This is a genomic window from Pedobacter jeongneungensis (assembly GCF_000633455.1).
In the GTDB taxonomy this organism is placed as follows: domain Bacteria; phylum Bacteroidota; class Bacteroidia; order Sphingobacteriales; family Sphingobacteriaceae; genus Pedobacter; species Pedobacter jeongneungensis_A.
Genome location: NZ_AYMG01000012.1, coordinates 15,022 through 28,765, shown reverse-complemented (window position 1 = coordinate 28,765; position 13,744 = coordinate 15,022). Strand labels below are relative to the sequence as shown.

The window sequence follows — 13,744 nt, the reverse complement described above, 5'->3', positions numbered from 1 at the left end:
TAGCAGGTATTTGTTTTTAAAAAAGAGCATTAAATGGCATTGTGAGTAATTTTTTTAAGCTATTGCCATTATTTTGAGCATCTTTGGGGTTGAAAAGATAAGCCCATTCATGAAGATTGTAATTGCAGAAAAGCCCTCTGTTGGTCGTGAACTTGCTAAAGTTTTCGGAGCAACCACCAGAAAAGATGGATACATTGAAGGTAAAGGATATTCTTTTACCTGGGCATTTGGGCATTTATTACAATTGGCACCACCGCAAGATTATGGCTTTATCGGTTGGCGGAAACAGCATTTACCTATGCTGCCGCAAAAATTCAAACTTGCCATACGAAAAATTAAAACAAAAGATGGTTTTGTAGAAGATCCTGCAGTAAGGAAACAACTAGATACCATTAAAAAACTTTTTGACGAGGCTACCGAAATTATTGTGGCAACGGATGCCGGGCGTGAGGGCGAATTAATCTTTAGGTACATTTACTACTACTTAAAGTGTAAAAAGCCTTTTAAGCGCCTTTGGATCTCCTCACAAACAGATGAAGCGATAAAAGATGGATTTAGAAACCTAAAACCCGGTACCGATTACGATACTTTGTTTAATTCTGCACATTGCCGTTCAGAATCTGATTGGTTGGTGGGGATGAATGCCACACAAGCTTTAAGTATTTCTGCTGGAAACCGAACAGTACTTTCTTTAGGAAGGGTACAAACACCTACCCTGGCGATGATTTGCGCCCGCTTTTTAGAGATTAAAAACTTTGTGCCTCAAACTTATTACCAGATCAGCATCTTGCTTACTAAAGATGAGCAAGCTTTTAAAGCGGTTTCTACCTCCAATTATAAAGATAAAGAAGAAGTAGAAAAGTTATTTGCACTGGTAGAAGATGTGGCCTCTGGTTTCCCTACGGGCGGTAACATTACAGCGGTTGAAGCAAAACCAAGAAAAGAACCACCACCGCTATTGCACGATTTAAGTAGCTTGCAACAGGAAGCCAATAAGAAAAAGGGATATACCGCCGACCAGACGCTTAATATTTTGCAGAACCTTTACGAAAGTAAACTGGTTTCTTATCCACGTACCGGATCGCGTTATATTGGAGATGATGTTTTTGCAGGCGTTCCGGATCTGATTACAAAATTTACAGATCATCCCGATTTTGGAAAACAGGCTCAGTTTTTACAGACAGTTACACTTAACAAACGGAGTGTTAATGCAAAGAAAGTAACCGATCACCATGCTGTTTTACCTACTGGCGAACAGGCTTATGGCCTAAGTCCGGATAAACAGGCTGTATATGACATGGTTGTAGGCCGGATGATTGAAGCTTTCCATCAGGAATGTTTAAAAGAACTCACCAAAATCACCATACAATCGGGACTTACCTTTGTTGCCAATGGAACAGTAATCCGCTCTGCAGGCTGGAGAGCTGTTTTTAATGATCCGGAAGACGATAAAAAAGACGAAGATAATGCTGCGTTACCCAAAGTTGCAGTTGGCGAACTGTTACCTATTACAGAAAAATCACTTTTAGAGAAACAGACCAAGCCAAAACCGATGTATAATGAGGCATCGTTGTTAAAAGCACTCGAAACCTGTGGTAAAGAAATTGAAGATGAAGAGCTACGTTACGCCATGAAAGACAGTGGTTTAGGCACTCCGGCTACACGTGCATCCATTATCGAAACTTTAATTACGAGAGAATACATTACCAGAGAAAAAAGAAATCTGGTGCCTACCAATAAGGGTTTGGCCGTTTATGAGGTAGTTAAAGATAAACAGATTGCTCAGGCCGAACTTACCGGACAATGGGAAAAAAGGCTGGAAGAGATCAGATCTGGATCTTCGGTAAAAGATTTTAAATCAGAAATAACTGAATATACCAAAACAATTACCCACGAACTGTTAATAGCAGGTGCAAGTATATCTGGCAAACTTGAAGAAGAAAAGAAACTCGAAAAGGCTTAATTAAAAACACTGTTGATTACCTGTTGAAGAGAATCGCCCATTTTTTCATCTTTTTGAACAAAACCAACGGCACCGGCTTCTAAAAAATCTTGCTCCAGCAGATCTTTATCATTGCCACTGAACATACAAATTTTTATATCAGGCTGGATCGTTAAAATCTCTCTTATGGTATCCGGATTACTATCCCCTTGTGGCATGTTAATATCCAGAAGTAAAAAGTCTATCGATTCTTCTTTTAGGTAATTTATGGTATCAGATAAATTCTTGGTTTCAGAAATATTCGGTGAAACAACGTAATTGCTAAACAAACGCTTCATTACAAGCCTCATCATATCGCTATCATCAGCGATGAGAATTTTAATAGTTTCAGTCATGAATAATTAATATAGTAAGCCGCATACAATATTTACCGGCATAAATATTTTCAAAAAATCTATATATTTAAAAAACCAAGAATTACAAATTAAATCTGGGATGATTAAACGTAAAAATAATAATTTTATTCAGCTCTTCCCCGTATTAAAGGTAACAGTTTTATAACTATAGGTCCATAAATTCCCAGGCGCTATGATAAGCATTCAATTTTTCTGCATATTGAATAAATGATGCATAGAATTTAGATTTTGAGAGCGTAGAACTGTCGCCAACAATCACTAGTTTTTTTCGGGCCCTCGTCATGGCTACGTTCATCCTTCTTGTATCCGATAAAAAGCCAATGCTTCCTTCACCGTTACTTCTGGTTAAACTAATGTATACCACATCACGTTCCTGCCCCTGAAAACTATCGATGGTATTTACAGCAATTTTATCCAGGTGCGGAATCAATATTTCATTTTCCTGTACCAATGCTTTTAAAATCTGTACCTGCTGTTTGTAAGGAGAAACAATGGCGACAGATGGAAAACTCCCTAAAGGTTGAGCCGTTAAATTACTCACCAGGTGTGTTAAATGTTTGACCAAAAATGCAGCCTCATCAGGGTTGGTGGTGCTTGTTCCATCTAATTTTTCATCATAACTGCAACCTGCCGTATCAATAAACTGTATGGGTTGATCTCCCGCAAACAATACATGATCAGCCACTGAGCGATGCGCCTTTAACTCATTATTATAGAATACCAGAGAGGAATAACCCATAATATCTTTATTCATCCTGTATTGTTCCTTAAGCAACACAACAGCCTCTGGATGAAGATTTATAGCTTTTTCAAGTAAAGTATTACTCAATCCATTTCTTGCTGCTTCATTTGATTTTATCGTTGGAGAAAGCTGGAAGTGATCTCCTGCCAAAATCACTTTTTGCGCTTTCAAAATAGGGATCCAGCAGGCCGGTTCTAAGGCTTGTCCAGCTTCATCGATAATGATGGTATTGTATTTTAAGTTTCTAACAGTATAATGATTCGCGCCTACCAAAGTAGCGGTAATAATCTGCGCTTTGGTAAACAGGTTATCCATAATATACTGTTCTGTTTTTTCTACTTCTTTTCCAATTTTATGGGCTTCATCGAACAGGGCTTTGCGTTGCTCACGTTCTGCCTTACCAAAGCTGCGTTTGTATTTATGAGCCATGTTTTTATACTCACTGGCCTGCTTTTTTAACGCTTTAATGGTTTTCATTTCGGGATGATCTGCCATTTGATGATCGAGCGTAGCCGCAAGCAATCTTTCCGAAACTCTTGCAGGATTGCCTACCCTGATTACTTTTAAACCTTCAGCAGCCAGTTTTTCCGTTAATAGATCAACTGCAGTATTGCTTGGCGCCACAACCAGTATCTTTTGATCACTATGTTTTGCAAGCGATTTGATGGCGTGTACAAGCGTTGTGGTTTTTCCTGTTCCCGGAGGACCATGGACTACGGCTAAATGATCAGCCGAAACAATTTTATTTACAGCCAACTGTTGCGAATCGTTTAAGGTATTGGGAATAATAAACTTTTCTTCTCCTCTAAATGAAGGTTTTTCACCTTTCGTTAAGATTCTGATCAGTTTATTTTCAGTATCATTTTCTGCAAGATTTGTGGCCTGTTTAAGCGCATTCTGCATCTCGTCGTAACTGTTATTATCAAAAAGCAAATCAACACCCAGTTTCCCGTTCCTGGTCCAGTCAGGTAATTCATCTACCCTCAAGCTGATTTTCATGCTGCTTCCACTCTGATGTGTGATAATCCCTTCGATACGATCTTCTTTGGCATCATGATTTGAAAATAACACTACGGCAGATCCGAAACGGAATTGATGTGAAAAATCCTGATGTGTAGTCCGTTCCAGTTCTACTGTTAAATAATCGCCACGGCCGATTTCTGTGTTTCTGACCGCAATCGGATACCAGGTTAAACCTAAAGCCCTCCTATCTGCAGCAGAAGTATTTTCAGTAAGTTTTAAATAGGATTGTAAATCTTCTTCGCGCTCGGTGTTTAGCAGGTCCTGAAGTTTTTTGAAATATTCTTTTGGCAAGGCTAGATGGTTAATTGTTTAAATCGGTTAACTGGTTAATTGATGGAAGATTGCTGAATATTAGATCGTTTAAGAGCTGAAGATATTTGTTGTTAAAGTTAAATCAAATGCCTAGCGCCCAGCGCCATGCGCATGGCACTATAAAACCAGCTCTTGGTGTAACCTCAACAAAGTCTCCTCCGCATCATCACAAAAACCCGGATGCACTTTCGAGCATTGTACCACTGTGCTTCTGGTTGCGGTAAGCCACCTGAAACGCGAAGCCTGATCATATTGTCCAATCGGGCCAGATCCTTTAGCAGCAACACTGATCCGTTCAAATGCAGTTAGATTTTCTTTCAGTTCCGAAACATCAATTCCAGCTGAAAAGGCGCTTATCCTGGCTTCATCTAACACAAAAATGCTTTTTAAAAATTTCTGTTTAGCACAAAATAAAATAATGCCCACATTAATAAATTCCTCACGTTCTACCCTCGGCATTACGCGGATTACAGCATACTCAAATAAGAATTTCTCTTGCATGCTGTGCTTCTTTTAAAAATATATCCGAGTGAGCTAACCTTTCGGTAAGGAAATAAATATAGGCTTTACGATGGGCCTCTTTGGTTTCAAAGTTCGTTTCTCCCTCCAACCAATCGTCAGGAATTAAGTTGATTACAGCCGATATTTTTTCAGGAGTGAGGATTTTGATAAATTCTTCTTGTACGCTTTCAAGCTCAGTAGCCCAGGGCAATAATACATGGTCTTTTACTAAAAAGAAAGGTTTAACGGCTTGTTCTTCCCAGTTTTGCCAGGAGTGATGAAAATATAAAGCAGCTCCATGGTCAATTAACCAAAGTTCCTTATGCCAGATGAGCATATTGGTATTGCGACAAGTGCGGTCCATATTGGTTAAAAAGCAATCTAACCAAACAATCTGTGAAGCTAGTTTAGTATCAACCGTAGTTACCGTCGGATCGAAAGTAATGGCTCCCGAAAGGTAATGCAGTGCTAAATTTAACCCAACGCTTGCTTTTAACAGATCCTGGATTTCTTCATCAGGTTCAGTTCTTCCAAATGCCTCATCAAGATTGGCAAAAACCAGTTCGGGCACACGCAAACCCAGCATACGGGCAATTTCGCCACCTATTAATTCAGCAATTAGTGCCCGGGTGCCCTGGCCAGCCCCCCTAAATTTAAGTACATACAGGAAATTATCGTCAGCCTCTGCAATGGCAGGCATCGAGCCTCCTTCACGCAAAGGTGTAACGTATCGGGTAACATTTACTGTTCTGAGTTGTAAATCGTTCATATCTGCAGAATAGAATGGCCGTTTGTTGTTTGGGCACAATTCTAAACTTGCCGCAAATTTACTAGAATTCCGGCAATAAATCAGTCAGCGTTTAGTAGTAATGCTCAAGCAGCAGCAACGCTTAACAAACTCGTCATTTCGATCCGATTAGCTACCGGATCGAAATGACGGTTTTACTATAGCTGTCAACAGCATTCTATTCCCAATTCAATTTAATCATGCCCTAAATAAGCATTTCCGGCAGGGGTCATTGCCGACGACCATTGCACTGACTCACGGTTAATGGTTATCAGTCCCATGCTTTCCAATTCTTCATATTCTTCTTCCATCCCACCTAAAACTGACGAACTAACCTGTTGATTGATAACTTCCAACAGCGATATAATTTCTGATCTTTCCATAACAATATTGATTAGATAATGAACTAACATAAATGTACATAAAATGTTTCTCGCTTAATTAAACATTTTAGGGGCTTTGAGGTTGTACTTATACCCGGATCTGATTGTTATGGAAGCACACATTTATTACCTTTTTATAATGGCCCTGCCCGTTGCCTGTATTGCATGGACAGTTACCAAAGAAGAAATTTTTAAAGAAGCGCGAGAATTTTGTGTAGATCGTTCGAAAAACTGCAACAAACTGGTTAAAAGGAAATTTTTCTACGTTTTTACCTGCGAATATTGCTTTAGCCATTATGTTACCGCCATTTTATTGATTGTGACCAGGTTTACCTTAATCTACCCTGACTGGCGTGGTTATATTATTGCCTTTTTCTCTATCGTTTGGATCGCTAATGTATATATGAGTTTATATAACATCATCAGGGTCGACCTTAAAAAAGAAAAGATAAAGGTAGCAAAAGAAGAATCGGAGCTTAAAAACGATTAAACCATCTGTATTAGCAGCTGTTTTAATTTATAAATTAACTGGTTATGCCATCATCAGTAATTAAATACTTTAGTTATGATCAAGCTAATGGGACGTTGAAGATCATATTCACTACCGATATGGTTTACCTCTATAAAAAGGTTCCTGAAAAAGTTTACAAGCTATTAAAAGCTTCAGGATCAAAAGGAAGGTATTTTAATGCCTATATAAAAGATAAATTTAAATTTCAGAAACTGGAGGAAGAATAATATGCCTGAAGGCCCATCCATTGTAATATTAAAAGATTTGATAAAAGAACTTCATCTGAACAAGCCTGAGGTATTGGAAGTTAGTGGTAATGCAAAAAACCTTGATAAAGACCGGCTTTTACATGAAAAAATAGATGATTTTAAAAGCTGGGGCAAACATTTTCTGATCTGTTTTAAAGATTTTACCGTCAGAATTCATTTTATGCTTTTTGGCACCTATCTGATCAATGACCGAAAGAAAACGCGATTAACATTAAGGCTTGTTTTCAAAAAAGACGAACTGAATTTTTACACCTGCAAAGTCGATCTGCTCGAAGGAAACGTTAAAGAACATTATAACTGGGAAAATGATATAATGGCTGATGAGTGGAATAGTAAGTCTGCCATTAAAAAGCTAAAAGAAATCCCTGAAGCCTTGGTTTGTGATGTACTTTTAGATCAACAGATTTTTAGTGGTGTGGGTAATATCATTAAAAATGAGGTATTGTACCGTATCCGCGTACATCCGCTAACAAAAATCAAAAATTTACCACCGGCAAAATTAAAAGCTTTAGTTAAAGAAGCCCGGAATTACAGTTTCGATTTTTTGAAATGGAAAAAGGAAAATACATTAAGCAAACACTGGGAAGTTTATAGCCAGAAAGAATGTCCACGAAAGCATTCTATTGAGAAAAAAGAGCTGGGCAAAACACATCGGCAAACCTATTATTGTGAGAAATGTCAAAAATTATATCATTGAGCCCAATAAAAATTTTTCTTTGTATCTCTCCCTTAAAAACCTAATAAACTAAATATTAGCGGGTTATTTCTAACAACATTTCAAACGAAACTTTTAAGTATAATCTGAAAGTAAAAGAAATGTTAAACTTTTAGGATTTTTAGAAACTAGTCTTATATTTGTCCTCGAGAGCGTTAATTTAGATACGGGTATACGGCTTAGGCTGTATGCCCGTTTTTTGTTTCCGTACGTTTTACATGCTCCATTACCTTATCTAAACAAATCCTGAGCCAGGGAGTATAAATGCCGGGATTAACTTCAATATCACTCGCCAAAGCTTCCAGATTGATGTATTTAAAATTTTCTACTTCATTCCGGTTTATCACAGGCAATTCGTCACTGGTACCAAAGAAAACATGATCTACTTCGTGTTCGGTTAAACCATCTTCAAAATCGGCCTTATAAGTAAATTTAAACAGGTAATTTAATTCACATTCCATTCCCATTTCTTCTTTTAAGCGTCTTTTGGCAGCATCCATATTGCTTTCGCCCATTCTTGGGTGACTACAGCAGGTATTAGTCCACAGGCCTCCAGAATGATATTTGCTTAAAGCCCGCTGTTGCAATAAAAGTTCATTTTTAGAATTAAAAATAAAAACAGAAAAGGCACGGTGAAGCAAGCCTTTTTCGTGTGCTTCCATTTTCTCCATCTGGCCCCTCGGCACATCATCCTGATCTACCAGAATAACTTGTTCTTCCATTTAAATTACATTTAACTTATTGCGGATGATCGAATCAAACATCAAACCAACTTTACGTGTGTTAGAGATTCTGATCCTTTCCGTCATAATTTTATCCGCACTTAGGCGCTTTATCTTGGTAAATAACTTTTTATAATAGATGTATGAAAGATATACGCCATTGCGGGAACTTGCTGGCAACATCTTGATACCTGCCAATGCCACCTCAAACTCTTCGTCAATTTCACGTTCAATTTCCTTTTTCTGGTTGTCGCAGAATACTGCAATGTTAACATTAGGAAAATAATTACGGTTAAGCGCCTGATGATCAGCCTTAACATCCCGTAGAAAGTTAACTTTTTGAAAAGCAGAGCCCAATTTCATTGCATATGGCTTTAGCTGTTCGTAATCCTCATTATTTCCATTGGTAAAAACCTTTAAACACATCAAGCCTACTACTTCTGCGGAGCCCAGGATATATTCATTATATAGTTCTGAAGTATATTTCTGCTCGGAAAGGTCCATTTCCATACTTTTTAGAAATAGAACGATGAGTTCATGATCAATCTGGTAATGATTTACCACCTTTTGAAAAGAATTTAATATCGGATTTAAACTAATGCCCAGTTCAATCGCCTCAAAAGTGTCGTGCTTAAATTTCTCAAGTAGAAATTTTTTATCAAAGCGATGGAAACTATCTACAATCTCATCAGCCAAACGCACAAAACCATAAATAGAATGAATGGGCAAGCGCAGTTCTTTACCAAGAAAATAAATACCGAATGAGAAGCTGGTACTATAACGCCTGGTGGTAAGGCGGCTGCAATCGGCGGAGAGTTGATCAAAAATTTCTTTCATGTAAACGAGGATTGGGGATGGATGCTTCAAATTCATCAAGGCTTTTAAACCAATTGATGTGACCGATATTTTGTAACTTGCTTATCACCTGACCATTTCCGGCAAGGTGGATCTGCGCAGATGCGCATACTGCTGATAATTGATCTATATATTTCTGAGCCGCTGATGTTGCCCGGGATTTTACCATAAAAAATAAAACATGATCTACATTTAGTGATGCAAACACACGTTTAATTGAATCCAGCGGAACTTTACTACCTAAGAAAATAACCTGGTGGCTGTGCATCCTCAGCATATAATTGGCAAAAAGCAATCCGATGTCGTGATCTTCATCTTCAGGTAGAAAAAGAAGCCATTTGCTGGCCGAAGATGGTGCCGATGGAAGGTGATTGATGTGTGTAAATATTTTCTGACGGATAATATTGGAAAGAAAATGCTCATGAGCAGGACAAATATCATCTTTTCGCCACATTAAGCCTAAACGAACCAATAATGGGTACATAATTTTCCTGTAACAGAGCGAAAGGCCTAATTTATCGATCACTTCATCAATTAAATGATTAAAAGACAGCTCATCAAAAGCCAATCCGCTAGTAATCAGTTTAGAAATGTAGTATTCTGCCTCTTCATCCAGAGAAGGATAACTAAGCTGCTCATCTAAAAGCGTTTCAATGGCTTCATCAGAAAGACGGCAGATTTTTGAAATTTTTAAACCGCTTTTATTTAAACTAACGATATTTAAGAGTTTGATTAACTGCTTATCGTCATATAAACGGGTATTCCCCTCCGTCCTCATCGGACTTAATGCATTATACCGTTGCTCCCAGATCCTGATGGTATGGGAATGAATGCCCGAAAGCTGTTCAAGATCTGAAATGGAATAAGTCATTATTTTGTTTAAATATATTCAAATAAAATTTAAACAAAATAAATAATGGAAAGTTTTTTAAAAAAAATCTGTCAGGTGTTTCCATCTGACTGATTATCTTCAAGAAGTATTTTCTGAAAATGATGGAAGTGTAAGCTGATAACATTCGGCACGGTGATAAATGTTATTAAGGATAAACACAGCTATAAAAATCTGTGTTTATCTGTATGCATCTTTGGTTTAAACCATTAAATTAATCACATTGCCCCCCTACTCAAAAGCAGCCCTGTATTCTTTAACAAAATCCGCGAATGTTCTTGGAACTGTTCCGGTTACTTCCATTACATCATTGCTAAGCACAGCGGCTTCGCCAAGTGCATAATGCGCATAATCTTCTATTAAACCTGCTGCCTGCCAAGCTGGAAAACCAACCTGGGACAAAGCAGTTAGCAATTCTGCATCAGAAACATTAATGTATTCAATTTTTTTCCCTAATACTGTGGAGAGAATTTCGGCAATTTCTTTATGACTGATGGCTTCAGGACCGGTAATGTTGTAAATTTTACTTTCATTATCCCTGCTAAGCAAGGCGTTTAAGGCAACTGCTGCAATATCGCGGGTATCGACCAAACTAATTTTAGCGTCACCTGCAATGGCGAAAAATTTTTGCTGGTATTTAATCAGACCGGCAAAACCAAGCAGTCCCTGCATAAATAAATTTGGCCTTAAAAAAGTGTATTGTAAACCTGTATCTTTTATTTTCTGCTCTACAGCGGCGTGGTAACGAAGAAACCGAACTGGCGAATTGATATTTGCAGCAAACTGCGAAAGCTTAACAATATGTTTTACCTCACCTTTAGCAATGGCATCAACAAAATTGCATTGCAACCTTTCAGCATCTTCGGAAGAATTACTTAAGAGAAAAACTTTTTCGATCCCCTTTAAGGCATTTACAATACTTTGCTGATCGTTAAAATCGCCGATAACCAATTCGGCCCCATTAAGATGTTTTAAATTACCGGCTTTATCAAGGTTTCTTACCAATGCCCTGAAAGGAATGTTCTTTTGAGCTAATTGTTCTGCCAATGCTGAACCAACGCTTCCTGTTGCGCCGGTAATCAATATTATAGGCTGGATTGAATGTGTCATATTTTAAATTTTAATTAGACTACAAATCTCTGGCCTTGAGCAGAAATAAAATTGTAAGAAAACGAAAGCTTAAGCTAAAATGCTTTTTCGGTTAAGAGTACTCCCCTTTCGCCATTCCCTGTTTCTATGGTATGTACATGTTTGTAAGAATGGCTGAAAAAATCGTAACCATGCTCCATCTCTTTAATGGATACCGTATTTACCGGATAATTAAAATTGGTTTGCATGCACAGCAGGCTGCCGTTTGCCAATAAAAGGAAATCACAATCGTACCCTCTTTCTTGTAGTTCGATAACTTTTTTGGTTATGGATACGTTTAATCTATTTGTGGTGCGGATTTTATTTTTCATGAAATATTGGTTTAGGGATTTTCGGGATTAATATTTAGGTTATTAAATATATCTATTAATTACTACGAATCAAAATACAATATATTGTTATACAAGTAATTAAAACAATTTGTTTTCTTTTTCTGACATCAGATATTGTTGCTTCCATCGGTTGTAGCGGCAATTTTGTTCTGAAAACATATTAGTATCATATTCTTTACAATCGCTACTAATCACAAATACAAATGGAAAATAATTTCTTTATTTAAAAATGCAAGCTATAATTTAGTAGAACTTAACACACACCTAATGAAACTTACATGCATCGTAATCGATGACGACATACATGCCGTCAACGGGATAACAGCGTATATCAACAGCCTCACAAATGTTCAGTTAATACAATCCTATACCGATCCGCTACAGGCTTTGAAAGAAATTACCGCTGGAGAGCAAATTGATATTATTTTTATAGATGTAGATATGCCCATGATTTCGGGTATTGAATTATCAAAGGCCATTCGGCATAAAACCAACAAATTAATATTTACCACTTCACATTCTAAATATGCTTACGAAGCTTTTGAAATGTATGCAAGTGCCTATTTATTGAAACCCTATACTTTTGCACGCTTTGCCGAAACCATCAATCACCTCTTTCCATACACACCCAGTGTACCTAACATTACGGTAAAGCAAGAAGATGATTATTTTTTTGTACGCAACAAAAGCGAAAAGAATAACCTGATTAAAGTAAGGTATACGGATATTGTTGCAATAGAGAGTCTTCAAAATTATGTAAGGATTTTCACCCTGAACGAAACCATTGTATCGTACATCGCCTTATCAGAGATTAAGATTATTTTAAAGGATTATCAGAATTTTGCACAGGCTCACCGTTCCTTTATCATTGCCAAAAATTACATAGAGAAGGTAGAAGGCAATACATTAAAAATGATCAACGACTTAACCATTAACATTGGAAATAACTACCGCGAAAGCATACAGGAGTACATTAAAGAAAAAACGATCAAAACTAATCGTTCTTAAAACTAATTTTTTAGTATTTTCGTTGTTAAACAATTAAACCACTGGTTTTTTTGTTAATTATATAGCCGTCCCCCAATTAACTAGCCAGATGAACGCAACAAACGAAAGCGTAAATAGAAGAAAAAGCCCAGTATTAGAGTGGGTGATCGGTAAAAAACTCCACATCATAGTCTGGATCATCTTTATCTTTTACGAATCTATTATAGTAGGGCTTATTAACGGGAAATTTGGCCGCTTCCCTCCTTACATTTTATATTATACGCTTAATATCATTACTTTTTATATGCATGCCCATGTGGTGCTGACAATAGGTTTTAAAAACCCAAAACAAACCGTATGGAAACTGCCACTGGCTGTAATACTCGAAATTACGGCTTATCTAATGATTGCCATTTTGCTCGATTACATTATTATTTACCATACAGCATATACCGGCTCCAGGAAGATTGAGTTAAATCTGCAGTATTTTTTAGCCCCATTGTACCGGTGCGTATATTTCATGTGTTTTTCTACGGGATATTACTTTTTAATGCGTTACATTAAGGAGCGAAAAAAGACTGAAGAACTGGAAAAACAGCGTTTATATAACCTCATCCAGATTGCCCGTTCGGAAAATGCTTTCCTAAAAGCACAGATACAGCCTCATTTGTTATTTAATACCTTAGATTTCATTTATCAAAATGCCCGCGATTCTTCTCCTGTTGCTGCAGAAGCTATCCATTCCCTTTCGGAAATGATGCGTTATTCTGTAGACAGTAATAAAGACCGGGAATTTATACTATTGGGAGAAGAAATTAACCAGGTAGAAAATCTGATTAATTTGCACCAACTCCGCAATGACCATAACATCCGGCTCCGTTTTTGGTACGATGATGAAATCAGAAACCTGCAGATCATTCCGATGGTACTTATTACGCTGGTGGAGAACATATTTAAACATGGGGAATTATCCAAAGAATCTGATCCGGCAGAGGTGAGCTTAAAAATTGAAGAGAATCACCTGATTATCGAAACATCCAATTTAATTAAGGCTGTTAAAAATAAGTCTGGTTTAAGTGCCGGCATAAAAAATATTAAAAAGCGGTTAGCTTACACCTATGGCGAAAATGCATCTTTTAACTACTTCAGCGACGCGAAAAACTATTATAGGGTAATATTAAAGATAAAGCTCACAACAGCTACTTGATT

16 protein-coding genes are annotated in these 13,744 nt (G+C 37.3%); 6 read left to right on the top strand and 10 right to left on the bottom strand.

From position 1 onward, the window contains the following. The first annotated feature begins 109 nt into the window (after nt 1-109). On the top strand, nt 110-1,963 hold the full coding sequence (gene topB / locus U859_RS0111310; RefSeq protein WP_025143486.1) for a DNA topoisomerase III: 1,854 nt from the start codon (nt 110-112) through the stop codon (nt 1,961-1,963). Here the strand turns inward: topB and U859_RS0111305 are convergent. From U859_RS0111305 to U859_RS0111285, 5 genes are all read right to left on the bottom strand, one after another. Beyond that, nucleotides 1,960-2,337, bottom strand: coding sequence for a response regulator transcription factor (locus tag U859_RS0111305; RefSeq protein WP_025143485.1), 378 nt, complete (start codon nt 2,335-2,337; stop codon nt 1,960-1,962). The two genes, topB and U859_RS0111305, sit on opposite strands and share 4 nt — an antisense overlap. Nucleotides 2,338-2,503: 166 nt before the next feature. Then, a complete protein-coding gene (locus U859_RS0111300) occupies nt 2,504-4,414 on the bottom strand; it encodes an AAA domain-containing protein (RefSeq protein WP_025143484.1) in 1,911 nt (636 codons plus the stop codon). Between the two features lie 138 nt (nt 4,415-4,552). Further along, nucleotides 4,553-4,936, bottom strand: coding sequence for a DUF3037 domain-containing protein (locus tag U859_RS0111295; RefSeq protein ID WP_025143483.1), 384 nt, complete (start codon nt 4,934-4,936; stop codon nt 4,553-4,555). Continuing rightward, nucleotides 4,914-5,705: a HipA family kinase gene (locus U859_RS0111290; protein WP_025143482.1), complete on the bottom strand. Its 792-nt coding sequence runs from the start codon at nt 5,703-5,705 to the stop codon at nt 4,914-4,916. The genes U859_RS0111295 and U859_RS0111290 overlap by 23 nt, the downstream gene beginning before the upstream one ends. A 212-nt stretch (nt 5,706-5,917) precedes the next feature. After that, nucleotides 5,918-6,106, bottom strand: a complete 189-nt coding sequence (locus tag U859_RS0111285) for a hypothetical protein (RefSeq protein ID WP_025143481.1) — start codon at nt 6,104-6,106, stop codon at nt 5,918-5,920. A gap of 109 nt (nt 6,107-6,215) precedes the next feature. Between U859_RS0111285 and U859_RS0111280 the strand changes: the two genes are divergently transcribed. Genes U859_RS0111280 through U859_RS0111270 form a run of 3 tightly spaced genes read left to right on the top strand, consistent with a single transcriptional unit; the run spans nt 6,216 to nt 7,583 of the window. Further along, the gene (locus tag U859_RS0111280) at nt 6,216-6,596 is read left to right on the top strand and encodes a hypothetical protein (protein WP_025143480.1); all 381 of its coding nucleotides are present in this window, start codon (nt 6,216-6,218) and stop codon (nt 6,594-6,596) included. Nucleotides 6,597-6,640: 44 nt separating this feature from the next. After that, nucleotides 6,641-6,844, top strand: a complete 204-nt coding sequence (locus U859_RS0111275) for a KTSC domain-containing protein (RefSeq protein WP_025143479.1) — start codon at nt 6,641-6,643, stop codon at nt 6,842-6,844. Between the two features lies 1 nt (nt 6,845). Beyond that, entirely contained in the window at nt 6,846-7,583 is a 738-nt protein-coding gene (locus U859_RS0111270; RefSeq protein WP_025143478.1) for a DNA-formamidopyrimidine glycosylase family protein, read from the top strand. A 197-nt stretch (nt 7,584-7,780) separates the two neighbouring features. On the opposite strand, the gene idi is transcribed toward U859_RS0111270, so the two are convergent. The 5 genes from idi to U859_RS0111245 form a co-directional block, all read right to left on the bottom strand. Continuing rightward, nucleotides 7,781-8,323: an isopentenyl-diphosphate Delta-isomerase gene (gene idi, locus U859_RS0111265; protein WP_025143477.1), complete on the bottom strand. Its 543-nt coding sequence runs from the start codon at nt 8,321-8,323 to the stop codon at nt 7,781-7,783. Next, on the bottom strand, nt 8,324-9,160 hold the full coding sequence (locus U859_RS0111260; RefSeq protein WP_025143476.1) for a phytoene/squalene synthase family protein: 837 nt from the start codon (nt 9,158-9,160) through the stop codon (nt 8,324-8,326). Next, nucleotides 9,144-10,049 carry a MerR family transcriptional regulator gene (locus U859_RS0111255; protein WP_037505374.1) on the bottom strand — a complete coding sequence of 302 codons (906 nt, stop codon included), beginning with the start codon at nt 10,047-10,049 and terminating at the stop codon, nt 9,144-9,146. Before U859_RS0111255 ends, U859_RS0111260 begins: the two co-directional genes overlap by 17 nt. Nucleotides 10,050-10,298: 249 nt before the next feature. Further along, on the bottom strand, nt 10,299-11,177 hold the full coding sequence (locus tag U859_RS0111250) for an SDR family oxidoreductase (protein WP_029985660.1): 879 nt from the start codon (nt 11,175-11,177) through the stop codon (nt 10,299-10,301). Nucleotides 11,178-11,251: 74 nt separating this feature from the next. After that, nucleotides 11,252-11,527 carry a hypothetical protein gene (locus U859_RS0111245; RefSeq protein WP_025143473.1) on the bottom strand — a complete coding sequence of 92 codons (276 nt, stop codon included), beginning with the start codon at nt 11,525-11,527 and terminating at the stop codon, nt 11,252-11,254. Nucleotides 11,528-11,815: 288 nt separating this feature from the next. Between U859_RS0111245 and U859_RS0111240 the strand changes: the two genes are divergently transcribed. Continuing rightward, nucleotides 11,816-12,556 (top strand): LytR/AlgR family response regulator transcription factor, encoded by a 741-nt coding sequence (locus U859_RS0111240; RefSeq protein WP_025143472.1) that lies wholly within the window; start codon nt 11,816-11,818, stop codon nt 12,554-12,556. Nucleotides 12,557-12,644: 88 nt separating this feature from the next. Beyond that, a complete protein-coding gene (locus U859_RS0111235; protein ID WP_025143471.1) occupies nt 12,645-13,742 on the top strand; it encodes a sensor histidine kinase in 1,098 nt (365 codons plus the stop codon). Nucleotides 13,743-13,744: the final 2 nt, after the last annotated feature.

Coding starts and splice junctions, on each gene's coding strand:
- topB (WP_025143486.1), top strand. CDS start 110: ATGAAGATTGTAATTGCAGAAAAGCCCTCTGTTGGTCGTGAACTTGCT.
- U859_RS0111240 (WP_025143472.1), top strand. CDS start 11,816: ATGAAACTTACATGCATCGTAATCGATGACGACATACATGCCGTCAAC.
- U859_RS0111255 (WP_037505374.1), bottom strand. CDS start 10,049: ATGACTTATTCCATTTCAGATCTTGAACAGCTTTCGGGCATTCATTCC.
- idi (WP_025143477.1), bottom strand. CDS start 8,323: ATGGAAGAACAAGTTATTCTGGTAGATCAGGATGATGTGCCGAGGGGC.
- U859_RS0111275 (WP_025143479.1), top strand. CDS start 6,641: ATGCCATCATCAGTAATTAAATACTTTAGTTATGATCAAGCTAATGGG.
- U859_RS0111235 (WP_025143471.1), top strand. CDS start 12,645: ATGAACGCAACAAACGAAAGCGTAAATAGAAGAAAAAGCCCAGTATTA.
- U859_RS0111305 (WP_025143485.1), bottom strand. CDS start 2,337: ATGACTGAAACTATTAAAATTCTCATCGCTGATGATAGCGATATGATG.
- U859_RS0111290 (WP_025143482.1), bottom strand. CDS start 5,705: ATGAACGATTTACAACTCAGAACAGTAAATGTTACCCGATACGTTACA.
- U859_RS0111280 (WP_025143480.1), top strand. CDS start 6,216: ATGGAAGCACACATTTATTACCTTTTTATAATGGCCCTGCCCGTTGCC.
- U859_RS0111270 (WP_025143478.1), top strand. CDS start 6,846: ATGCCTGAAGGCCCATCCATTGTAATATTAAAAGATTTGATAAAAGAA.
- U859_RS0111260 (WP_025143476.1), bottom strand. CDS start 9,160: ATGAAAGAAATTTTTGATCAACTCTCCGCCGATTGCAGCCGCCTTACC.
- U859_RS0111250 (WP_029985660.1), bottom strand. CDS start 11,177: ATGACACATTCAATCCAGCCTATAATATTGATTACCGGCGCAACAGGA.
- U859_RS0111245 (WP_025143473.1), bottom strand. CDS start 11,527: ATGAAAAATAAAATCCGCACCACAAATAGATTAAACGTATCCATAACC.
- U859_RS0111285 (WP_025143481.1), bottom strand. CDS start 6,106: ATGGAAAGATCAGAAATTATATCGCTGTTGGAAGTTATCAATCAACAG.
- U859_RS0111295 (WP_025143483.1), bottom strand. CDS start 4,936: ATGCAAGAGAAATTCTTATTTGAGTATGCTGTAATCCGCGTAATGCCG.